The sequence below is a fragment of the Enterobacter cloacae complex sp. 677-3DZ2D5B genome, assembly GCF_004136695.1.
Classification (GTDB): Bacteria; Pseudomonadota; Gammaproteobacteria; order Enterobacterales; family Enterobacteriaceae; genus Enterobacter; species Enterobacter hormaechei_C.
In genome coordinates, this window is record NZ_QFLS01000003.1 from 83166 (window position 1) to 104428 (window position 21263).

Annotated in this window: 19 protein-coding genes; 11 read left to right on the top strand and 8 right to left on the bottom strand. The window is 57.3% G+C overall.

Going from position 1 to position 21263, the window contains the following annotated elements; translation table 11 throughout:
- Nucleotides 1–11: 11 nt before the first annotated feature.
- Both DD597_RS05620 and fdhD read right to left on the bottom strand, forming a co-directional pair.
- Nucleotides 12–224 carry a DUF1471 domain-containing protein gene (locus tag DD597_RS05620; protein ID WP_003861966.1) on the bottom strand — a complete coding sequence of 71 codons (213 nt, stop codon included), beginning with the start codon at nt 222–224 and terminating at the stop codon, nt 12–14.
- A gap of 114 nt (nt 225–338) precedes the next feature.
- Nucleotides 339–1175, bottom strand: a complete 837-nt coding sequence (gene fdhD / locus DD597_RS05625; RefSeq protein WP_003861964.1) for a formate dehydrogenase accessory sulfurtransferase FdhD — start codon at nt 1173–1175, stop codon at nt 339–341.
- A 371-nt stretch (nt 1176–1546) separates the two neighbouring features.
- Between fdhD and fdnG the strand changes: the two genes are divergently transcribed.
- The 5 genes from fdnG (at nt 1547) to DD597_RS05655 (ending at nt 8306) form a co-directional block, all read left to right on the top strand.
- Nucleotides 1547–4597, top strand: a complete 3051-nt coding sequence (gene fdnG, locus DD597_RS05635; protein ID WP_086623598.1) for a formate dehydrogenase-N subunit alpha — start codon at nt 1547–1549, stop codon at nt 4595–4597.
- Between the two features lie 12 nt (nt 4598–4609).
- Nucleotides 4610–5512, top strand: a complete 903-nt coding sequence (gene fdxH, locus DD597_RS05640; protein WP_014072386.1) for a formate dehydrogenase subunit beta — start codon at nt 4610–4612, stop codon at nt 5510–5512.
- Nucleotides 5509–6144 (top strand): formate dehydrogenase cytochrome b556 subunit, encoded by a 636-nt coding sequence (gene fdoI, locus DD597_RS05645; RefSeq protein ID WP_003861958.1) that lies wholly within the window; start codon nt 5509–5511, stop codon nt 6142–6144. The genes fdxH and fdoI overlap by 4 nt, the downstream gene beginning before the upstream one ends.
- Entirely contained in the window at nt 6141–7070 is a 930-nt protein-coding gene (fdhE, locus tag DD597_RS05650) for a formate dehydrogenase accessory protein FdhE (protein WP_023323896.1), read from the top strand. Before fdoI ends, fdhE begins: the two co-directional genes overlap by 4 nt.
- A gap of 315 nt (nt 7071–7385) precedes the next feature.
- A complete protein-coding gene (locus tag DD597_RS05655) occupies nt 7386–8306 on the top strand; it encodes an alpha/beta hydrolase (RefSeq protein WP_109949134.1) in 921 nt (306 codons plus the stop codon).
- Between the two features lie 8 nt (nt 8307–8314).
- Here the strand turns inward: DD597_RS05655 and fabY are convergent, their stop codons facing one another.
- The 6 genes from fabY to DD597_RS05685 all read right to left on the bottom strand — a co-directional run bounded on the left by fabY (nt 8315) and on the right by DD597_RS05685 (nt 13059).
- Complete coding sequence (fabY, locus tag DD597_RS05660) at nt 8315–9256, bottom strand: fatty acid biosynthesis protein FabY (protein WP_015569910.1); 942 nt, start codon at nt 9254–9256, stop codon at nt 8315–8317.
- 44 nt (nt 9257–9300) lie between these two features.
- The gene (gene dtd, locus DD597_RS05665; RefSeq protein WP_015569909.1) at nt 9301–9738 is read right to left on the bottom strand and encodes a D-aminoacyl-tRNA deacylase; all 438 of its coding nucleotides are present in this window, start codon (nt 9736–9738) and stop codon (nt 9301–9303) included.
- On the bottom strand, nt 9735–10616 hold the full coding sequence (locus DD597_RS05670; protein ID WP_003861949.1) for a virulence factor BrkB family protein: 882 nt from the start codon (nt 10614–10616) through the stop codon (nt 9735–9737). Before DD597_RS05670 ends, dtd begins: the two co-directional genes overlap by 4 nt.
- Nucleotides 10610–11209: a glucose-1-phosphatase gene (gene yihX / locus DD597_RS05675; protein WP_129256007.1), complete on the bottom strand. Its 600-nt coding sequence runs from the start codon at nt 11207–11209 to the stop codon at nt 10610–10612. Before yihX ends, DD597_RS05670 begins: the two co-directional genes overlap by 7 nt.
- 118 nt (nt 11210–11327) lie before the next feature.
- Nucleotides 11328–12128, bottom strand: a complete 801-nt coding sequence (locus tag DD597_RS05680; RefSeq protein WP_003861944.1) for a DeoR/GlpR family DNA-binding transcription regulator — start codon at nt 12126–12128, stop codon at nt 11328–11330.
- A gap of 34 nt (nt 12129–12162) precedes the next feature.
- Nucleotides 12163–13059 (bottom strand): sugar kinase, encoded by an 897-nt coding sequence (locus DD597_RS05685; RefSeq protein ID WP_060580463.1) that lies wholly within the window; start codon nt 13057–13059, stop codon nt 12163–12165.
- A 155-nt stretch (nt 13060–13214) separates the two neighbouring features.
- Between DD597_RS05685 and yihU the strand changes: the two genes are divergently transcribed.
- Genes yihU through DD597_RS05715 form a run of 6 tightly spaced genes read left to right on the top strand, consistent with a single transcriptional unit; the run spans nt 13215 to nt 21191 of the window.
- The gene (gene yihU / locus DD597_RS05690; RefSeq protein WP_023323900.1) at nt 13215–14105 is read left to right on the top strand and encodes a sulfolactaldehyde 3-reductase; all 891 of its coding nucleotides are present in this window, start codon (nt 13215–13217) and stop codon (nt 14103–14105) included.
- A 17-nt stretch (nt 14106–14122) separates the two neighbouring features.
- Entirely contained in the window at nt 14123–14998 is an 876-nt protein-coding gene (gene yihT / locus DD597_RS05695) for a sulfofructosephosphate aldolase (RefSeq protein WP_129256008.1), read from the top strand.
- 14 nt (nt 14999–15012) lie between these two features.
- On the top strand, nt 15013–16254 hold the full coding sequence (gene yihS, locus DD597_RS05700; protein WP_003861936.1) for a sulfoquinovose isomerase: 1242 nt from the start codon (nt 15013–15015) through the stop codon (nt 16252–16254).
- Between the two features lie 16 nt (nt 16255–16270).
- Entirely contained in the window at nt 16271–18295 is a 2025-nt protein-coding gene (locus tag DD597_RS05705) for an alpha-glucosidase (RefSeq protein ID WP_003861934.1), read from the top strand.
- 45 nt (nt 18296–18340) lie between these two features.
- Entirely contained in the window at nt 18341–19723 is a 1383-nt protein-coding gene (locus DD597_RS05710) for an MFS transporter (RefSeq protein WP_129256009.1), read from the top strand.
- Between the two features lie 43 nt (nt 19724–19766).
- Nucleotides 19767–21191, top strand: a complete 1425-nt coding sequence (locus DD597_RS05715) for an MFS transporter (RefSeq protein WP_045331508.1) — start codon at nt 19767–19769, stop codon at nt 21189–21191.
- Nucleotides 21192–21263: the final 72 nt, after the last annotated feature.

A 21263-nucleotide genomic window follows, 5' to 3' on the forward strand; every position in this document is an offset into this window, starting at 1 on the left:
GTATAGCGGAATTATTTGTTCAGTTCAGCGGTCATGTGTACGCGGTTACCGGTGAATGCCTGGGTAATTTTGTACGATGACGCGCCCGCTTCCTGAGCCTGTGCAGCGATTTTAGCTTCTGCACCATCCAGGGTAGAGGCGGATGCGGTCACTGTCTGCGCAGCGAAAGAACCAAAAGAGGTAGCCAGAGCGATTACTGCGACAAAAGTTTTGATGCTTTTCATGAGGTAAACCCTTTCGTTAAGTTGTTTAGATAAGGCGCCGTGCCTTGATGAGATAAATATTAGACCTCATCATGAACAACTAAAAGCGGAAGGATTTGCTATACTCATTCAAAATTACTGATCAACTATCAATCGCTGCGGATGGGTGTAAATAGTTGCTCTACCCGGCTTGCAGAACCCCACCAGCGTCAGGTTGCAGCGCTCCGCCACTTCCACCGCCAGCGTGGTTGCCGCTGACACCGCAAACAGAATTTCCACGCCGCACATGGCGGACTTTTGCACCATCTCATAGCTGGCGCGGCTGGAGACTAACGCCGCGCCCTGCTGCCAGACGTTGCTTTCCCGAGCGCGGCGACCTAACAGCTTATCCAGCGCGACGTGGCGGCCCACATCTTCATGACCGCCGGCAATGTTGCCTGACGGCAATATCCATGCCGCCGCGTGGGTACAGCCGCTGAGCTGACCGATGGGTTGCACGTCGTTCAGGTGCTCAAGCGCCCGATCAAGGTGCGCCAGATTGAACGTCTGGGTGAACGGCAGCGGGATAATGGGTTTGCCGATATCGTTAAGCTGTTCAACGCCGCACACGCCGCAGCCGGTACGTCCGGCCAGCGCCCGGCGGCGCTCTTTCAGCCCCATAAAGCGGCGGCTGGAGAGTTCGATTTGCACTTCAAGACCATTACAGGCATGAACCACATCCATGCCGTAGATCTCCTGCGGATGCGCAATGATGCCTTCCGAGAGGGAAAAACCTATGGCGAACAGCTCCAGATCTTTCGGCGAGGCCATCATCACCACATGCGAAATACCGTTGTAAACCAGGGCAACGGGGACCTCTTCCGCCAGAAAATCCGGCGTGGCATGTGAAATGTGAGGCGGTCTGTGTACCGACAGTTCCACAATACCCGCAGGCAGTGGCGACGCGTGGGCAACACGGTTTTGTTTAGACACAACGGTATTCCTGAACAACCACGGAAGTGAGCCTGCTATTGCAACACAAACGGCAGGCCTTACGCATAGTATGGATCAACTTTTCAGCAACCATTCTCCTACTCAATACGGAGGGGTGCAACCGATCACCTGCTACACCTCTTTAACATGCACAGGGTAAAATGTGGTTGATATCACATTTTATAATCAATGCCGTGATAATACGTTCACTTTGTTTTAACCCCGTTGGAACAGGCGTACCGACATTGTGGTATTCTGGGCTTATCCCTCGGAGAAATGAGGGATTAACGCAAATTTTTCTCCTTTGCGGTTAATTCTCAACCGCAAAGTAAAACTACATAGCAATGTCGTAATGAACCAAGGAGTGACCCATGCAGGTCAGCAGAAGGCAGTTCTTTAAGATCTGCGCTGGCGGTATGGCAGGCACCACGGCGGCGGCACTGGGCTTTGCGCCCGGTGTAGCGCTGGCGGAAACACGGCAGTATAAACTGCTGCGCACCCGCGAAACCCGTAACACCTGTACGTACTGCTCCGTCGGCTGTGGGCTGTTAATGTATAGCCTCGGCGACGGTGCGAAAAACGCCAAAGCATCTATTTTCCACATCGAAGGCGATCCGGATCACCCGGTAAACCGTGGTGCACTCTGTCCGAAAGGGGCCGGTCTGGTAGATTTTATCCACTCCGAAAGCCGCCTGAAGTTTCCTGAGTATCGCGCTCCCGGCTCTGACAAATGGCAGCAAATCAGCTGGGAAGAAGCGTTCGATCGCATCGCTAAGCTGATGAAAGAAGACCGCGATGCCAACTTTATCGCGAAGAATGCCGAAGGCACCACCGTTAACCGTTGGCTCTCCACCGGCATGCTGTGTGCTTCAGCGTCCAGTAACGAAACCGGCTATTTAACCCAGAAATTTACGCGCGCACTCGGTATGCTCGCGGTCGACAACCAGGCGCGTGTCTGACACGGACCAACGGTAGCAAGTCTTGCTCCAACATTTGGTCGCGGTGCGATGACCAACCACTGGGTCGACATCAAGAACGCCAACCTTATTGTGGTGATGGGCGGTAACGCCGCTGAAGCGCACCCTGTCGGGTTCCGCTGGGCGATGGAAGCCAAAATCCACAACGGCGCGAAGCTGATTGTGATCGATCCCCGCTTTACGCGTACAGCGTCAGTGGCGGATTTCTACACCCCGATTCGTTCAGGTACTGACATCACTTTCCTGTCAGGCGTACTGCTGTACCTGATGACCAACGAAAAATATAACCGCGAGTACACCGAAGCCTATACCAACGCCAGCCTGATCGTGCGTGAGGATTACAGCTTCGACGATGGCCTGTTCAGCGGTTACGACGCCGAAAAACGCAAATACGATAAAACCAGCTGGAACTACGAGCTGGACGAAAACGGCTTTGCGAAGCGCGACACCACCCTGCAACACCCCCGCTGCGTGTGGAACCTGCTGAAAGAGCACGTTTCCCGCTACACGCCGGAGGTTGTCGAAAACATCTGTGGGACGCCGAAAGCGGATTTCCTGAAGGTGTGCGAGTTGATTGCGGAAACCAGCGCGAAAGATAAAACCGCGTCGTTCCTGTATGCGCTCGGCTGGACGCAGCACTCCATCGGCGCGCAGAACATCCGCACCATGGCGATGGTTCAGCTGCTCCTCGGCAACATGGGGATGGCAGGCGGCGGCGTGAACGCCCTGCGCGGTCACTCCAACATTCAGGGTCTGACCGACCTCGGCCTGCTGTCTCAGAGCCTGACGGGTTACATGAACCTGCCGAGCGAGAAACAGACTGACCTGCAAACCTACCTGACGGCCAGCACGCCAAAACCGCTGCTCGAAGGCCAGGTGAACTACTGGGGCAACTATCCGAAGTTCTTCGTCTCGCTGATGAAAGCCTTCTACGGCGACAAGGCGACGGCGGAAAACAGCTGGGGCTTTGACTGGCTGCCGAAGTGGGACAAAGGTTACGACGTACTTCAGTACTTCGAAATGATGCACCAGGGCCAGGTCAACGGCTATATCTGCCAGGGCTTTAACCCGGTGGCATCGTTCCCGAACAAGAACAAGGTTGTCGAGTCTCTGTCGAAGCTGAAGTTCCTGGTGACGATTGACCCGCTCAATACCGAAACGTCGACGTTCTGGCAGAACCACGGTGAGTCGAACGACGTCGATCCGTCGAAGATTCAGACCGAAGTGTTCCGTCTGCCGTCCACCTGCTTCGCGGAAGAGAACGGGTCTATCGTCAACTCCGGCCGCTGGTTGCAGTGGCACTGGAAAGGCGCAGACGCCCCGGGCATCGCCCTGAACGACGGCGAGATCCTGGCCGGCATCTTCTTACGCCTGCGTAAGATGTACGCCTCTGAGGGCGGCGCAACGCCTGAGCCAGTACTGAACATGACCTGGAACTACTCGACGCCGGAAAACCCAGCGCCGGAAGAAGTGGCCATGGAGAGCAACGGTAAAGCGCTGGCGGACGTTATCGACCCGGCGACCGGTGCGGTGCTGGCGAAGAAAGGCGATCAGCTCAGCACCTTCGCGCACCTGCGCGATGACGGTACGACGTCAAGCGGCTGCTGGATCTTTGCCGGGAGCTGGACGCCGAAAGGCAACCAGATGGCCAACCGCGATAACGCCGACCCGTCGGGCCTCGGTAATACGCTGGGCTGGGCATGGGCGTGGCCGCTTAACCGCCGCATCCTCTATAACCGTGCCTCCGCTGATCCGCAGGGCAACCCGTGGGATCCGAAGCGTCAGCTTCTGAAGTGGGACGGCGCGAAATGGGGCGGCGTGGATATTCCGGACTACAGCACTGCCGCACCAGGCAGCGATGTCGGGCCGTTTATCATGCAGCCTGAAGGGATGGGCCGTCTGTTTGCTATCGATAAGATGGCGGAAGGGCCATTCCCGGAACACTACGAGCCGTTTGAGACGCCGCTGGGTACTAACCCGCTGCACCCGAACGTGGTCTCTAACCCGGCAGCCCGTATCTTCAAGAGCGATTTTGAAGCGCTGGGTAAAAAGGACAAGTTCCCGTATGTCGGCACCACTTACCGTCTGACCGAACACTTCCACTACTGGACCAAGCACGCGCTGCTGAATGCCATCGCGCAGCCGGAACAGTTTGTGGAGATCGGCGAGAAGCTGGCGAACAAACTCGGCATTGCCCATGGCGATACCGTGAAGGTCTCCTCTAACCGCGGCTACATCAAAGCCAAGGCGGTGGTGACCAAGCGTATTCGCACGCTGAACGTTCACGGTCAGCAGGTGGATACCATCGGCATCCCGATTCACTGGGGTTATGAGGGCGTGGCGAAGAAAGGGTTCATTGCGAACACCCTGACGCCGTTCGTCGGTGATGCGAACACGCAGACGCCGGAGTTTAAGGCCTTCCTCGTGAACGTGGAAAAGGTGTAACGGAGACGACTTATGGCTTATCAATCTCAAGACATTATCCGTCGTTCCGCGACTAACGGTTTCACGCCCGCGCCTCAGGCGCGGGACCACCAGCAGGAAGTGGCGAAGCTTATCGACGTGACCACCTGTATCGGCTGTAAAGCCTGTCAGGTGGCCTGCTCTGAGTGGAACGACATCCGTGACGAAGTGGGTCACAACGTCGGGGTGTACGACAACCCGGCGGACCTGACCGCCAAGTCCTGGACGGTAATGCGTTTCTCGGAAGTGGAGCAGAACGACAAGCTGGAATGGCTTATTCGCAAAGACGGCTGTATGCACTGTGCGGATCCGGGCTGCCTGAAGGCGTGTCCGTCAGAAGGGGCTATCATTCAGTATGCCAACGGCATCGTCGACTTCCAGTCCGAGCAGTGCATTGGCTGCGGCTACTGCATCGCGGGCTGTCCGTTTGACGTGCCGCGCCTGAACCCGGAAGACAACCGCGTCTACAAATGTACGCTGTGCGTTGACCGCGTAAATGTCGGCCAGGAGCCAGCGTGCGTGAAGACCTGTCCAACCGGCGCTATCCACTTTGGCTCCAAAGAGGATATGAAAACGCTGGCGGCAGAGCGCGTGGGCGAGCTGAAAACTCGTGGTTACGATAACGCGGGCCTGTACGATCCGGCCGGGGTTGGCGGTACGCACGTGATGTACGTGCTGCACCACGCCGACAAGCCGAACCTGTATCACGGCCTGCCGGAGAACCCGGAAATCAGCGCGACCGTGAAGTTCTGGAAAGGCATCTGGAAACCGCTGGCCGCGGTCGGTTTTGCGGCCACCTTCGCAGCGAGCATCTTCCACTACGTCGGCGTTGGTCCGAACCGTGCGGAAGAGGAAGACGACAACCTGCATGAAGAGAAAGACGAGGTGCGCAAATGAGAAAACGTGACACCATCGTGCGCTACACCGCGCCGGAACGCATCAACCACTGGGTCACCGCCTTCTGCTTCATGCTGGCGGCGATAAGCGGGCTGGGGTTCTTCTTCCCGTCCTTCAACTGGCTGATGCAGATCATGGGGACACCACAGCTGGCGCGTATACTGCACCCGTTTGTGGGCGTCATCATGTTCGCGTCGTTCATCATCATGTTTTTCCGTTACTGGCACCATAACCTAATCAATCGGGATGATATCTTTTGGGCGAAGAATATTCGTAAGATCGTCGTCAACGAGGAAGTGGGTGATACCGGGCGTTATAACTTCGGCCAGAAATGCGTATTCTGGGCGGCGATTATCTTCCTGGTCCTGTTGCTGGTGAGCGGCGTGATCATCTGGCGTCCGTACTTTGCGCCTGCTTTCTCAATCCCGGTGATCCGATTCGCGCTGATGCTGCATTCATTTGCCGCAGTAGCGTTAATTGTGGTTATCATGGTGCATATTTACGCCGCCCTTTGGGTGAAAGGCACCATTACCGCGATGGTGGAAGGCTGGGTCACCAAAACGTGGGCGAAGAAACATCACCCGCGCTGGTACCGTGAAGTCCGCCAGAAACAGGAAAAGTCATCTGAATGAGTATTCGCATAATCCCGCAAGATGAGCTGGGGTCGAGCGAGAAACGTACGGCGGAGTATATTCCGCCGTTGTTATTCCCCAGACTCAAGAACCTCTACAACCGCCGCGCAGAGCGTCTGCGCGAGCTGGCAGAGAACAACCCGCTGGGCGATTTTCTGCGTTTTGCCGCGCTGGTCGCCCATGCGCAGGAAGTGGTGCTGTACGACCATCCGCTGCAAATGGACCTGACCGCACGCATCAAAGAAGCCAACGAACAAGGCAAGCCGCCGCTGGACATTCACGTTCTGCCGCGCGACAAGCACTGGCATAAGCTGCTGCATTCGCTGATTGCCGAGCTGAAGCCCGAGATGAGCGGCACGGCGCTGGCGGTCATTGAGAACCTGGAAAAAGCCTCAGAGCAAGAGCTGGAAGAGATGGCGAGCGCGCTGTTTGCCTCCGACTTCTCGCTGGTGAGCAGCGATAAAGCGCCGTTCATCTGGGCTGCGCTGTCGCTCTACTGGGCGCAAATGGCGAGCCTGATCCCAGGCAAAGCCCGCGCCGAATACGGCGAAGCGCGCCAGTTCTGTCCGGTGTGTGGTTCAATGCCGGTCTCCAGCATGGTACAGATTGGTACGACACAGGGGCTGCGCTACCTGCACTGCAACCTGTGTGAAACCGAATGGCACGTGGTGCGCGTGAAGTGCAGCAACTGCGAGCAGACCCGCGATCTGAACTACTGGTCGCTGGAAAACGAAGACGCGGCGGTGAAAGCCGAAAGCTGCGGCGACTGCGGGACTTACCTGAAGATTCTGTATCAGGAAAAAGACCCGAAAGTCGAAGCGGTGGCCGACGATCTCGCCTCGCTGATTCTGGACGCGAAGATGGAGCAGGAGGGCTTTGCCCGCAGCTCGATCAACCCGTTCCTGTTCCCGGGGGAAGGGGAGTAATCTCCTGTGAGAATGCCGGGCGGCGCGAGTTTGCCCGGCCTACACCTCGACAGCAATACCTGCCGTCTTATATGCCAGATGCTCTTCAGCCCGTAGTCCAGGATCCGTCTAAAGACGCGTTATCGCTTTAGCATCGCTTCCACGGCAAATCTCAGGCAACATCCGCACTTTATGTCTGTGACGAAAGCAGATAATAAAAAAGCTCTCGCCTTTGCGAGCAGCTTTCAAGACTTTTCCCCTCAATAATATTCTTGTTTTCTTTTGAATCAAACCAGGCTATAAAGCTGTACATTCATACAGTTAAAAGGTGTTTTCATGGCACTGGAAAAGGGTATTGAACGGCTGGTTCAAGGATTTATCGCTGCAGGTCGCCCCTCATCGCGTCGCCAGACAATTGAGGTACGACGAGCAGGCTATATTGCCAGCACGGAGCTTGCCGGGAAGACCGAAACGCGCGTTCAGCTGGAGACGCTTGTTCTTGAGGGTCTTACCATTCGGGTATTTTCACCTCTCAATGCGCCTGAAATATTGCCTGCTGCCATCTACTACCACGGCGGATGTTTTATCAGCGGCGGCTTTGATACCCATGACAACCAGCTCCGTCAGTTAGCCTACTACGGCAATTGCCGGGTGATTGCGATTCAGTACAGACTGGCGCCGGAGCATACCTTCCCCGCCGCACATGACGATGCTGAAAGAGGTGCGAATCTGGTCTGGCAGTATGCAGACGAATTAGGCGTGGATAAGAACCGACTCACCCTCTGTGGAGACAGCGCAGGAGGGCATTTGGCGCTGGTAACGGCGCTGCGGCTTAAGGTTAAAGGGCTGTGGCAACCTGCGCAGCTTATTCTTATCTATCCCATGCTCGACGCCACGGCCAGTTTTGAAAGCTATACCCTCAACGGCATGGATTACGTGATTACTAGCGATACCCTGCTGAGCGGCTATGAAATATATCTGGCTGGAGCCGACCTTCAGCATCCTGAAGCTAGCCCACTGTGGCGGGAAGACTTCAGCGGCCTGCCGAAGGTCCATATTGTTACCGCTGAGTATGATCCGTTACGTGACGAAGGCGAGGCGCTTTATCAGCGCCTCACGGCGCAAGGCGTGAAGTGTACCGCTCAACAATGGCGGGGTGTAATTCACGGCTTCTTCCAGTTGGGTGGAATTAGCCAGTCAGCGCGAGACATTATGCGAGATATTGCCTGGCGCATTAACCATGCCGGGCGAGAGTGAGAAGGAGACTACTCCTCCTCGTTCCCACCCTCTTCATACGCGCCATACGGCTTCGCAGGCAGAACGATATAGGTGCCTTCAAACACCGCGCCTGGCGTTTCATCGCCGAACAGCTCAACCTGCATCTGTACGCGTGCTTTACGTCCACGCGCCAGACGGTCGAGATCGCCGCCCAGTGCGCCCAGGTCAGCTACCGCGCTCGGCTTGCCGCTGATCGGCGCGCTGTAGCGGATATGGGCATCGGCCAGAATAATGGTGCCGCCGAGATGACGTTCGCGCAGCATCAGCCAGATCAGTCCCCATCCGGTGAGCGTGGCGAGTGAAAACAGGCTGCCGGCAAACAGGGTATGGTGCGGGTTCTGGTTGCCGGTTTCCGGCATGGTGGTGATAAATTTTTGTCCGGTATACTGCTGAATACGCACGCCCATTTTTTCACTGAGCGGAATGTGCTGATACCACGCCTGCTGGAGCTGCCCGCACCAGTCGGCGCGATGGAGAATATCGTCCAGCGTGGCGATGGGTTTGATCATCAAAAAGTGACGAATCGGCGTAGTTTGCGGGGCGGTGATTTCCCCCTGATTCACGAAACCAAGCTTGGCAAAGAACTCAACGGCATCTTCGCGGGCGCTACAGGTGACGCGCTTGACCCCTTCCTGACGGGCAACGGATTCCAGCGTCATTGCCATCAGCGTTCCAAGGCCTTTGTCCTGCACGGAGGGATGAACGGCCATAAAGCGGATTGAAGCTTCGTTGTCGGCATTGATGTACAGACGTCCCACGGCAACGAGGTTGCCCTCTTCATCAACCACCATCTGGTGGTGCGCCATCGCGTCCCAGGCGTCGCGTTCAGAGCCTTTCGGTTGATGCAGTGGTTTGCGCAGCATTTCCCAGCGGAAATGGTAATAAGCGTCTAATTCTTCTTCCGTTTGCGGTACTCGAAGGTGATACATAGCTGTACTCTCTCTTGTTACCCGCGGCCATACCGCCAGTTGGCTCATACCTGGAGCCAGAATGTGACGGGGCCATCGTTCACCAGCGAAACCTGCATATCCGCAGCGAATCGTCCGGTTTGTGTATTCATGTCCTGTTGGCGACAGCGCTCAACAAAGTACTCGTATAGGGCTTCTGCGCGATCCGGTGCCGCGCCCTTCGAAAAACTCGGCCGCATGCCGCGTTCGGTATCCGCAGCCAACGTAAACTGGGAAACCACCAGCACGCTGCCGCCCGCCTGCTGAACGTTCAGGTTCATCTTGCCTTCCGCATCGCTGAAAATGCGGTAGCCCAGCACGCGCTCACATAAGCGGTTAGCTTTTTGTTCGTCGTCATCTTTTTCGACACCCAGGAGCACCAAAAGTCCTGGGCCAATTTCACCCGTCACCTCATCCGCCACGGTGACGCTGGCACGGGTTACGCGCTGAATCAATGCAATCATGGTTGGTCTGCTTCTTGTTGTTTTTCAGCTTCTGCTGCTTTTTTGAGTTCGCGGTAGACTCCGAGAGTGACAGTTATTTCGGCGCCAAGCAAGACGATACACCACGTCCAGTAGACCCAGACAAACAAAATGGGGATCACCGCCAGCACACCGTAAATCAGCTGATAAGAGGGGAACATGGTGATATAAAGCGCGAATCCTTTCTTGCCCAGCTCAAAGAGCAACGCCGCGACCAGCGCACCCACCACGGCATCCCGGTTGGGTACGCGCGTGGTTGGTACCACGCTGTAGAGCAGCCAGAACGAAAGCCACGATAAAATCAGCGGGAAGATACGCAGCACGTTATCGATCACGCTGTTTAAGTCGGTCGCCCAGCGCAGCGAAAGAAGGTAGGAGCTGATCGCCAGGCTTGCCCCCGCCAGCAATGGGCCAAGGGTTAAAATCATCCAGTAGACGGCAAAGGAGTAAACCTTCGGGCGGACTTTTTTGCTCCGCCAGATGGTGTTGAGCGCACTGTCGATGGAGTACATCAGCAGCAGCGCGGTAACAATAAGCCCACACGCCCCCACCGCCGTCATCTTGCTGGAGTTTGCGACAAACTGCTCAATGTAGTTCTGGATCACATCGCCGGTGGCAGGAATAAAGTTTGCGAAAACAAAATGGCGAAGCTGCATGCTCACATCGGCAAACATTGGAAATGCCGAAAAAAGCGCAAAAATCACCGCCACCAGCGGCACCAGCGAGAGCAACGACACGTAAGCGAGATTGCCCGCCAGCGTGGTCATGTTGTCCTCATCAATGCGATGCCAGAGGAGTTTCAGCCACGCCCTCAGCGGGCGCGTGTGGTGATTGGCTTTTTGATGAACGGTTTTTAGCATAACTGCTTCGCAAAGTAGTTCGGTATCGTCTCTTTTCCGGTCACCAGAATGGAGGTGATACCTAACTGATTAGCCCCTTCTATATTATCGGCGTTGTCGTCAAAAAAGACCGCATCCGCTGCCGTGAATCCTTCTTCCTGCAATACTGCCTGATAGATGCGCGCCTCAGGTTTACGCATCCCCATCTCCTGGGAGAGATACACTTTATCTGCCGCCGCGTGAATTTCCGGGTATTCATCCGGCCAGAAGGTGGTATGCAGGCGGTTAGTATTAGACAGCACGACAACACGATGCCCCTGCTCGCGCAGCTTGTGCATGATGTCGATCACTTCCGGGCGGATCGCGACAAATATGGCCTGCCAGCCGTGGGAAAACTGCTCGTAGCTTAACGAAAGACCCATTTCCTGGTAGAAACGCTCTGCGAACGCTTCGTCGCTGATCTCACCTCGCTCGTGCAGATGGAAAGTCTCACCCATCGCGAAATTCTGCTTTAACGTCGCCAGCGGAACACGGCTAAAATCGCTCCATGCGCCCAACACCCGGTTAAAATCGATATCGACGATTACATTTCCTAAGTCAAAGATATAAAGCATGTTTATCTCCTTTCGCCGTGGAGAAGTAACTGTAGCGGGAAAGAGAAACTTTAGCTATGCGCCAGATTCAGCTTAGAGAAAGGAAAGGCCCGAATCGCAATATCGGGCCATAGGATGATCAGCCAGCCTGCTGCTCTTCTCCGGAATTGACTTCGACAACCTCAACCTTGCTGGATTTGAGGTGATTTTGCAGCGCCGGGCCGGGCAGCTCATCGGTGAACAGCGCCGTCGCCTGCGCCACGTTGCCGATTTCAACCGCCGCGGAGGCGTGGTATTTCGTATGATCGGCCGCCAGTAAAATGTGGCGGGAGTGGGCAATCATGGTTTTCACCACGCTGGCTTCGTTAACGTCAAATTCCATCATCGCGCCGTCGTGCTCTATCGCCCCGACGCTGGTGACCAGGTAATCTGCGCGAAATCCTGACACGAACGCCGTTGCCGCAGGACCGATAATGCCGCCGTTATGCGGGCGCAGCGTACCGCCGGGCACCATCACCTCAAAGCGCGGGTTCTTATAAAGAATGTGCGCCACCCGCAGGCTGTTAGTGATGATGCGCAGATGATTATGGTTGAGCAGCGCCCGGGCAACGTGCTCCACGGTCGTCCCGATAGTGATAAAGATGGTCGAACCATCGGGAATATAGTCCGCAATGGCCTCGGCAATCGCCCGCTTCTCTTCGGTAAGCGAGACTTCACGCTGCTCGAACGCCGTGTTCACCACGCTGGATGCCCTGCCCGCCCCGCCATGATGACGCGTGATCAGCCCCTGCTCGCTGAGCTTACGGATATCCCGGCGCACGGTTTGCGTGGAGACATCCAGCAGCTGCGCCAGTTCATCAATGTTCATATAGCCGCGATCGGCAATCAGCGTCAGCAGCTGATCGTGACGCGGGTTGCCGGTCAGTTCGGTAAGGCTCATGGGCTGTCCTCTGAAAACCATCACGCCCCGCATTTTATACAAAAAGTGACAAAAAAGAGCGGGTTTGATCACAGTCGGGTATACCCGCGCGTCCACCGGGCTTTGTGCATTTCAGTGCTGCGACGGCGCTGGCAAAACGCACGGCGTCTGCGGCGGGTAATTTCTGCCCCAGGCTGACCGCCAGCGCACCGTGGAACACGTCGCCCGCCCCGGTGGTATCAATGACGTTCACTTCAAAACCGGGCTGATGACACAATGCGCCGTTTTCCAGCCAGAAGCAGCCGTCTCGCCCCTGCGTAACATACACATGTCCATTTGTGAGCGTTTGTGCTTTTTTCAGCGCGTCTTCGGTGTCATCCCGCTGCGTTAAACGCCGCAATCCCGGCGCGGAGAAGGCCGCGTGGTCGCTTAGGGCGATCAGCTCCGCGATGTCCTGCGGGGTGACATCCGCATCAAGCAACGTCGGTACGCCCTGCTGACGGGCCAGGGTAAATGCCTGTTTTGCCCCGTCATGCCAGCGCACATCGGCTAAGACAATATCCCACTGCGAGAAGTCGATTTCTTGCAGCCAGTCTGCCACCGCAGGGAGATCGGGGCTGGAATAGTTCGCTATAACACGCTCCCCGCTGCCGTCCACCAGCACCGCCGATTGCGACGATCGGGCTCCCTTAACTACGCGCGTGTAGCGGGTATTCACCCCCAGGGATTCCAGCTCCGCGAGCAGCCGTCTGCCGGTATCGTCGTCCCCCACCCGGCCAATAAAATCCACTTCCGCGCCCAGTTTCGCGGCTGCCACTGCCGCCGTTGCCGCCGGGCCACCGCCCACTTCCGTATAGTCTTTTGCGACATATTTCCCACCTTCTTTCGGTAAATCATCGAGATACCAGATGCGATCCAGCACGGTAATGCCGACACAAACGATGCGAGTCATGGTGATTCCTTCTGCGATTTCTGATGCCTTCATTTTAATTTCACCAAATGTTTAAAAAGTGACTCGTGTCAATTTTTTGACTATAAATTACAAATACGATCAAAAACAGACAACATAAACGCGCAAAAATTGACACGATGTGACAGAAGAAAGGCATGTCAGCAATCGCATTTATCGGCTTAGGACAGATGGGCGCGCCCATGGCGAAGAATCTGTTGAAACAGGGCCACCAGCTTAACGTTTTTGATGTGAACCCGCAGGCGGTTCAGGCGCTGGTAGAGAGCGGCGCTCGGGCGGCGGCTACGCCAGCACAGGCAGCAACGGACGCGGAATTCGTAATTACCATGCTGCCAAACGGCGACCTGGTACGCAGCGTCCTGTTCGGCGAGCACGGCGTGTGCGAAGGATTATCCCGCGACGCGCTGGTCATTGATATGTCCACCATTCACCCGCTGCAAACCGACGCGCTGATACGCGACATGGCTGAGCAAGGCTTCAGCCTGATGGACGTGCCCGTCGGACGCACCTCTGACCATGCCATCGCCGGCACGCTGCTCCTGCTGGCAGGCGGCACGGCCCAGCAGGTTGAGCGCGCCACCCCGGTCTTAATGGCGATGGGCAATGAGCTGATTAACGCCGGCGGGCCAGGCATGGGCATCCGCGTGAAGCTTATCAATAACTACATGAGCATTGCCCTGAACGCCCTTTCCGCCGAGGCCGCCGTGCTGTGCGAAGCGCTTGGCCTCTCCTTTGACGTGGCGCTCAAGGTCATGAGCGGTACGCCTGCGGGTAAAGGCCACTTCACGACATCCTGGCCGAACAAGGTGCTGAAAGGGGATCTTTCTCCCGCCTTCATGATCGACCTTGCGCATAAAGACCTGGGGATCGCCCTCGACGTGGCCAACCAGCTCCACGTTCCGATGCCGCTGGGCGCGGCCTCCCGCGAAGTTTACAACCAGGCTCGCGCCGCCGGGCGCGGGCGCGAGGACTGGACGGCCATTCTTGAACAGGTTCGCGCATCTGCCGGGCTGAAAAAATCACACTGATACGAAAGGACTGAGGAATGACGATGTACACCCTGAAAGATATCACCCGACCTTCCGGCGGTTTTGCGATGCTGGCCGTGGATCAGCGCGAAGCGATGCGCCTGATGTTTGCGGCGGCAGGCGCGCCGGTACCGGTAACCGACCAGCACCTGACCGATTTTAAAGTCAACGCGGCAAAAATTCTGTCGCCGTACGCCTCTGCCATTCTCGTCGACCAGCAGTTCTGCTATCGCCAGATTGTCGAGCAGCAGGCCGTGGCCAAAAGCTGCGCGATGATTGTGGCCGCCGACGAGTTTATTCCGGGGAACGGTATTCCGGTCGACAGCGTGGTGATCGACAAGAACGTCGACGCGCAGGCGGTCAAACGCGATGGCGGCAAAGCACTGAAGCTGCTGGTGCTGTGGCGCAGCGATGAAGATCCGCAGCAGCGCCTGGAGATGGTGAAAGCGTTCAATACGCTGTGCCACGATAACGGTCTGCTGAGCATTATCGAGCCGGTGGTGCGTCCACCGCGTCGCGGTGCCGCGTTTAACCGCGAACAGGCGATTATCGACGCGGCCAAAGAGCTGGGCGACAGCGGTGCCGACCTCTACAAAGTGGAGATGCCACTGTTTGGCAAGGGCACGCAGCAGGAGCTGCTGGCGGCCTCGCAAAAGCTTAACGAGAACATCGCCATGCCGTGGGTGATCCTCTCGTCCGGCGTTGACGATAAGTTATTCCCGCGCGCGGTGAGCGTGGCGATGCAGGCGGGGGCATCGGGCTTTTTAGCCGGTCGCGCCGTCTGGTCCTCTGTGATTGGCCTGCCGGACACCGAGCTGATGCTGCGTGATATTTCCGTACCAAAACTTCAGCGTCTGGGTGAGATCGTCGACGAAATGATGGCTCGCCGTTAAGAAAGGATCCGAACATGAAATGGTTTAACACCCTGAGCCATAACCGCTGGCTCGAACAAGAGACCGACCGCATTCTCGATTTCGGTAAAAACGCCGCCGTACCGACCGGCTTTGGCTGGCTGGGCAATAACGGGCAGGTGCGTAGCGATATGGGCACACATCTGTGGATCACCGCCCGCATGCTGCATGTGTACGCGGTGGCGGCGAACATGGGGCGCCCCGGCGCGTACGCCCTGGTTGAGCACGGCATTAATGCCCTGAACGGTCCGCTGCGCGACAAGCAGCACGGCGGCTGGTACGCCTGCGTAAACGATGAAGGCGTGATTGATGCGTCCAAGCAGGGCTATCAGCATTTCTTCGTTCTGCTGGGCGCGGCGAGCGCCGTCACCACCGGCCATCCGCAGGCACGCAAGTTGCTGGACGACGCCATCGAGGTGATTGAGCGCTACTTCTGGAGCGAACAGGAGCAGATGTGCCTGGAGTCCTGGGACGAAGCCTTCAGCAAAACGGAAGACTATCGCGGCGGTAACGCCAACATGCACGCCGTGGAAGCTTTCCTCATCGTTTATGACGTGACCCACGACCGCAAATGGCTCGACCGCGCCCTGCGCATCGCCTCGGTGATTATTCACGACGTGGCGCGCAAAGGGGAGTACCGCGTTAACGAGCATTTTGACACCAACTGGAACCCGATCCGCGACTATAACATCGATAACCCCGCCCACCGCTTCCGCGCCTATGGCGGCACGCCTGGGCACTGGATTGAGTGGGGCCGCCTGATGCTGCACCTGCGCGCCGCCCTGGAAGCGCGCTTTGAAACCCCGCCGGAGTGGCTGCTGGAAGATGCGAAAGGACTGTTCCACGCCACCATCCGCGACGCCTGGGCACCCGACGGGGCGGACGGCTTTGTCTACTCCGTGGGCTGGGACGGCAAGCCAATCGTGCGCGAACGCGTGCGCTGGCCAATCGTCGAGGCGATGGGCACGGCCTATGCCCTCTATACCGTGACCGGCGAGGCGCAGTACGAAGCCTGGTATCAGAAATGGTGGGATTACTGCATCAAGTATCTGATGGATTACGAAAACGGATCCTGGTGGCAGGAGCTGGACACCAATAACGAAGTGACCACCAAAGTCTGGGACGGCAAGCAGGATATTTACCATCTGCTGCACTGCCTGGTGATCCCCCGCCTGCCGCTGGCGCCGGGCTTAGCGCCTGCCGTCGCCGCCGGATTACTGGATAGCCAGGCCAAATAATTAAGACGGAGTTTTTATGCGTACCCTACACAATATTGACCTGAAAAATAACGAAAGTGGCTTCACCCTGCGCTGGCAGGACCGTCTGATTTTATCCCACACCGCGGATGCCCCTTGCCTGTGGATTGGCGCAGGTGAGGCGGATATCGAGATGTTTCGCGGCAACTTCAGCATCAAAGACAAGCTCAACGAAAAGATTGCCCTGACGAACGCGACCGTTACGCAGCAAAGCGCGGGCTGGGCAATCCGCTTTACCCGCGGCGATGCGGTAAGCGCCACGCTGCTGGTGGGCGTGGATGCGGAAGGCCGTCTGGAGCTGAAACTGAAAAATGATGCTCCCGGCCATAACCGCATCTGGCTGCGGCTGGCGGCGCAGCCAGAAGATCATATTTACGGCTGCGGCGAGCAGTTCTCGTACTTCGATCTGCGCGGCAAGCCGTTCCCGCTGTGGACCAGCGAGCAGGGCGTGGGCCGCAACAAGCAGACCTATGTCACCTGGCAGGCCGACTGCAAAGAGAACGCAGGCGGTGACTACTACTGGACCTTCTTCCCGCAGCCCACCTTCGTGAGCACCCAGAAGTACTACTGCCACGTGGATAACAGCTGCTATATGAACTTCGACTTCAGCGCCCCTGACTTCCACGAGCTGGCGTTCTGGGAAGATAACGCCACGCTGCGCTTCGAATGTGCGGAAACGTACGTCGATCTGCTGGAAAAACTGACCGGCCTGCTGGGACGCCAGCCGGAGCTGCCGGACTGGGTGTACGACGGCGTGACGCTGGGCATCCAGGGCGGCACCGAGGTGTGCCAGCAGAAGCTCGACACCATGCGTAACGGCGGCGTAAAGGTGAACGGCATCTGGGCGCAGGACTGGTCCGGCATCCGCATGACCTCCTTCGGCAAACGCGTAATGTGGAACTGGAAGTGGAACAGCGCGCTCTATCCGCAGCTTGATACGCGGATTGCGCAGTGGAAAGAAGAAGGCGTGCAGTTCCTCTCCTATATCAACCCGTACGTCGCCAGCGATAAAGATCTCTGCGAAGAGGCCGCGAAACGCGGCTATCTGACCAAAAACGCCGACGGCAAGGACTACCACGTCGAGTTCGGCGAGTTCTACGCGGGCGTTATCGACCTGACCAACCCGGCAGCCTACGACTGGTACAAAGAGGTCATTAAAAAGAACCTGATCGAACTGGGCTGCGGCGGCTGGATGGCCGATTTCGGGGAGTACCTGCCGACCGATACCTTCCTGCACAACGGCGTGAGCGCGGAGATCATGCATAACGCCTGGCCTGCCCTGTGGGCGAAATGTAACTACGAAGCGCTGGAGGAGACCGGCAAGCTCGGGGAGATCCTGTTCTTCATGCGCGCAGGCTACACCGGTAGCCAGAAGCACTCGGTGATGATGTGGGCGGGGGATCAGAACGTCGACTGGAGCCTGGACGACGGTCTGGCTTCCGTCGTACCGGCGGCGCTGTCGCTGGCGATGACCGGGCACGGCCTGCACCACAGCGACATTGGCGGCTATACGACGCTCTTCGAGATGAAGCGCAGCAAAGAGCTGCTGCTGCGCTGGTGTGATTTCAGCGCCTTTACGCCGATGATGCGTACCCACGAGGGCAACCGCCCTGGCGATAACTGGCAGTTCGACGGCGACGCGGAAACCATCGCGCACTTCGCGCGCATGACCACTGTCTTCACCACTCTGAAGCCGTACATCAAAGCCGCGGTCGCGCAGAACGCGAAAAGCGGCCTGCCGGTGATGCGTCCGCTTTTCCTGCACTACGAGGACGACGCGCGCGCCTACACGCTGAAATACCAGTATCTGTTTGGCCGCGATCTGCTGGTGGCGCCGGTCCATGAAGAGGGACGCCGCGACTGGTCGCTCTATCTGCCGCAGGACACCTGGGTCAATGCGTGGACCGGAGAAACCTGCCAGGGCGGTGACATCACCGTTGATGCCCCGCTCGGCAAACCGCCGGTCTTCTATCGCCAGCAAAGCGAATGGGCTGATCTGTTTAGCACCTTACGTCATATCTGATAAGGCTCGCCCGCGGGAAAACCTGCGGGCAGACGGAGAACAATAATGAGTCAACATACTTCTGATCCGGCAACCCTGCGCCTGCCGTTTAAAGAAAAACTCGCCTACGGGATGGGCGATCTCGGCTCTAACATCCTGCTTGATATCGGCACGCTGTATCTGCTGAAGTTCTACACCGACGTGCTGGGGCTGCCGGGCACCTACGGCGGGATTATCTTCCTGATTGCGAAGTTTTTTACCGCCTTCACCGATATGGGCACCGGGATCATGCTCGATTCCCGGCGCAAGATCGGCCCGAAAGGGAAATTCCGCCCGTTCGTGCTGTATGCAGCCTTCCCGGTAACGTTGCTGGCGATTGCCAACTTCGTCGGCACACCGTTTGAAATCACCGGTAAAACGGTGATGGCGACGGTGCTGTTCATGCTGTACGGCCTGTTCTTCAGCATGATGAACTGCTCTTACGGCGCGATGGTGCCCGCCATCACCAAAAACCCGGACGAGCGCGCCTCGCTGGCGGCCTGGCGCCAGGGCGGCGCCACGCTCGGCCTGCTGCTCTGTACGGTGGGCTTTGTCCCGGTGATGAACCTGATTGAGGGTAACGACCAGCTTGGCTACATCTTTGCCGCCACCCTCTTCTCGCTGTTCGGGCTGTTCTTTATGTGGTGGTGCTATAAGGGCGTTACCGAGCGTTACGTCGAGACGCAGCCTGCTAACCCGGCGCAGAAACCGGGGCTGTTGCAGTCGTTTCGCGCCATCGCCGGGAACCGTCCGCTGTTTATCCTGTGCATCGCTAACCTGTGCACGCTGGGCGCCTTTAACGTCAAACTCGCCATTCAGGTCTACTACACGCAGTACGTGCTGAAAGACCCGATCCTGCTGTCGTATATGGGCTTCTTCAGCATGGGCTGTATTTTTATCGGCGTCTTTATGATGCCCGGCGCGGTGCGGCGCTTCGGCAAGAAAAAGGTCTACATCAGCGGGCTGATGATTTGGGTGGCGGGCGATCTGCTTAACTACTTCTTCGGCGGCGGCTCGGTGAGCTTTGTGGCGTTCTCCTGCCTGGCGTTCTTCGGTTCCGCGTTCGTGAACAGCCTGAACTGGGCGCTGGTGTCCGATACCGTGGAATACGGCGAGTGGCGCACCGGCGTGCGCTCCGAGGGAACGGTCTACACCGGCTTTACCTTCTTCAGGAAGGTCTCGCAGGCGCTGGCGGGCTTCTTCCCGGGGATCATGCTCACCCAGATCGGCTATGTGCCGAACGTGGTGCAGTCCGCCGGGACGGTTGAAGGGCTGCGGCAGCTGATATTTATCTACCCGAGCCTGCTGGCGGTCATCACCATCGTGGCGATGGGCTGCTTCTACAACCTCAACGAGAAGATGTATGTGCGCATAGTGGAAGAGATCGAACTGCGCAAACGTACGGCATAAATGACGTGATTGAGCGCCCTGCGGGGCGCTTTGAGGATCGACCATGACACATAATACTGATCCGTTAACCCTGAAATTGAGCCTGCGAGAGAAGTGCGCCTACGGGATGGGCGATTTTGGCTCGAATCTGATGCTGTGTATTGGCACGCTGTACCTGCTGAAGTTTTACACCGATGAACTGGGCATGCCGGCGTTCTATGGCGGCATTATTTTCCTCGTCGCGAAGTTTTTCACCGCGTTTACCGACATGCTGACCGGGGTGCTGCTGGACTCCCGGCGTAACATCGGCGCGCGGGGGAAATTCCGGCCATTCATTCTCTACGCCTCCGTTCCTGTGGCGCTGGTGGCCACGGCGCAGTTTATGGCCAACGACTTTAGCCTGACGGTGAAAACGGCCCTCGCCACCGTGCTCTTCATGATGTTTGGCCTCTGCTACAGCCTGATGAACTGTGCCTACGGTGCAATGGTTCCGGCCATCACCAAAAACCCGAACGAGCGCGCGCAGCTTGCGGCGTGGCGTCAGGGCGGCGCAACGGTAGGGCTGTTGCTCTGCACCGTCGGCTTTATGCCGATCCAGGCGCTGTTCGTCAGCCAGCCCTCACTCGGCTATCTGGTGGCCGCGCTGGTGTTTGTCACCGGGGGGCTGTTCTGCATGTGGTGGTGCTACAGCGGGGTGAAAGAGCGCTACGTCGAGCTTACGCCCGATCACCATAAGCCCGGCATTCTGAAATCGTTCTGCGCGATTTTCCGTAACCCGCCGCTGCTGGTGCTGTGCATCGCCAACCTATGTACCCTCGCCGCGTTTAACATCAAGCTGGCGATTCAGGTCTATTACACCCAGTACGTGCTGAACGATGTGCATCTCCTGTCGTGGATGGGCTTTTTCAGCATGGGCTGCATTCTGATTGGCGTGTTTCTGGTGCCTGGCGCGGTGAAGCGCTTTGGCAAGAAACCGGTCTATCTGGGCGGGCTGACGCTGTGGGCGGTGGGCGACGTGCTGAACTTCGTCTGGGGGACCAGTTCCCTGCTGTTCGTGCTCTTTTCCTGCATGGCCTTTTTCGGCACCGCGTTTGTGAACAGCCTGAACTGGGCGCTGGTGCCGGATACGGTTGATTACGGCGAGTGGAAAACCGGGATACGCGCCGAAGGGTCGGTGTATACCGGCTATACCTTCTCGCGCAAAATCTCCGCGGCGCTGGCCGGTTTTCTGCCCGGTATTATGCTGACCCAGATTGGCTACGTTCCCCATGCCGTGCAGAGCGCGGGCACGCTGCTTGGGTTGCGTCAGCTTATTTTCCTCTGGCCGTGCGGCCTGGCGATCGTTGCCGCCGTGACCATGGGGCTGTTTTATAAACTCAACGAAGCGCGCTTCGCCTTTATTATCGAGGAGATTGGAAAACGGAAAAAACAGACCGCGAATACCCCTGAGATAACCACCAACAATAAAGCGTCAGCAGTCACTTTATAACAATAAATCCGGCCAGTATGTCCTTCCTGTTTATCAGGAGGGAGGCCTTTCTGTACCTGATACATGGACAAA

Excerpts from the sequence above, each read along its gene's own strand:
- fdoI (WP_003861958.1), top strand. The coding sequence starts at position 5,509 with ATGAGAAAACGTGACACCATCGTGCGCTACACCGCGCCGGAACGCATC.
- yihX (WP_129256007.1), bottom strand. The coding sequence starts at position 11,209 with ATGCTTTATATCTTTGACTTAGGAAATGTAATCGTCGATATCGATTTT.
- DD597_RS05655 (WP_109949134.1), top strand. The coding sequence starts at position 7,386 with ATGGCACTGGAAAAGGGTATTGAACGGCTGGTTCAAGGATTTATCGCT.
- fabY (WP_015569910.1), bottom strand. The coding sequence starts at position 9,256 with ATGTATCACCTTCGAGTACCGCAAACGGAAGAAGAATTAGACGCTTAT.
- DD597_RS05705 (WP_003861934.1), top strand. The coding sequence starts at position 16,271 with ATGCGTACCCTACACAATATTGACCTGAAAAATAACGAAAGTGGCTTC.
- dtd (WP_015569909.1), bottom strand. The coding sequence starts at position 9,738 with ATGATTGCATTGATTCAGCGCGTAACCCGTGCCAGCGTCACCGTGGCG.
- fdhE (WP_023323896.1), top strand. The coding sequence starts at position 6,141 with ATGAGTATTCGCATAATCCCGCAAGATGAGCTGGGGTCGAGCGAGAAA.
- DD597_RS05685 (WP_060580463.1), bottom strand. The coding sequence starts at position 13,059 with ATGACTCGCATCGTTTGTGTCGGCATTACCGTGCTGGATCGCATCTGG.
- yihT (WP_129256008.1), top strand. The coding sequence starts at position 14,123 with ATGACGATGTACACCCTGAAAGATATCACCCGACCTTCCGGCGGTTTT.
- DD597_RS05680 (WP_003861944.1), bottom strand. The coding sequence starts at position 12,128 with ATGAGCCTTACCGAACTGACCGGCAACCCGCGTCACGATCAGCTGCTG.
- DD597_RS05715 (WP_045331508.1), top strand. The coding sequence starts at position 19,767 with ATGACACATAATACTGATCCGTTAACCCTGAAATTGAGCCTGCGAGAG.
- DD597_RS05620 (WP_003861966.1), bottom strand. The coding sequence starts at position 224 with ATGAAAAGCATCAAAACTTTTGTCGCAGTAATCGCTCTGGCTACCTCT.
- DD597_RS05710 (WP_129256009.1), top strand. The coding sequence starts at position 18,341 with ATGAGTCAACATACTTCTGATCCGGCAACCCTGCGCCTGCCGTTTAAA.
- yihU (WP_023323900.1), top strand. The coding sequence starts at position 13,215 with ATGTCAGCAATCGCATTTATCGGCTTAGGACAGATGGGCGCGCCCATG.
- yihS (WP_003861936.1), top strand. The coding sequence starts at position 15,013 with ATGAAATGGTTTAACACCCTGAGCCATAACCGCTGGCTCGAACAAGAG.
- fdxH (WP_014072386.1), top strand. The coding sequence starts at position 4,610 with ATGGCTTATCAATCTCAAGACATTATCCGTCGTTCCGCGACTAACGGT.
- DD597_RS05670 (WP_003861949.1), bottom strand. The coding sequence starts at position 10,616 with ATGCTAAAAACCGTTCATCAAAAAGCCAATCACCACACGCGCCCGCTG.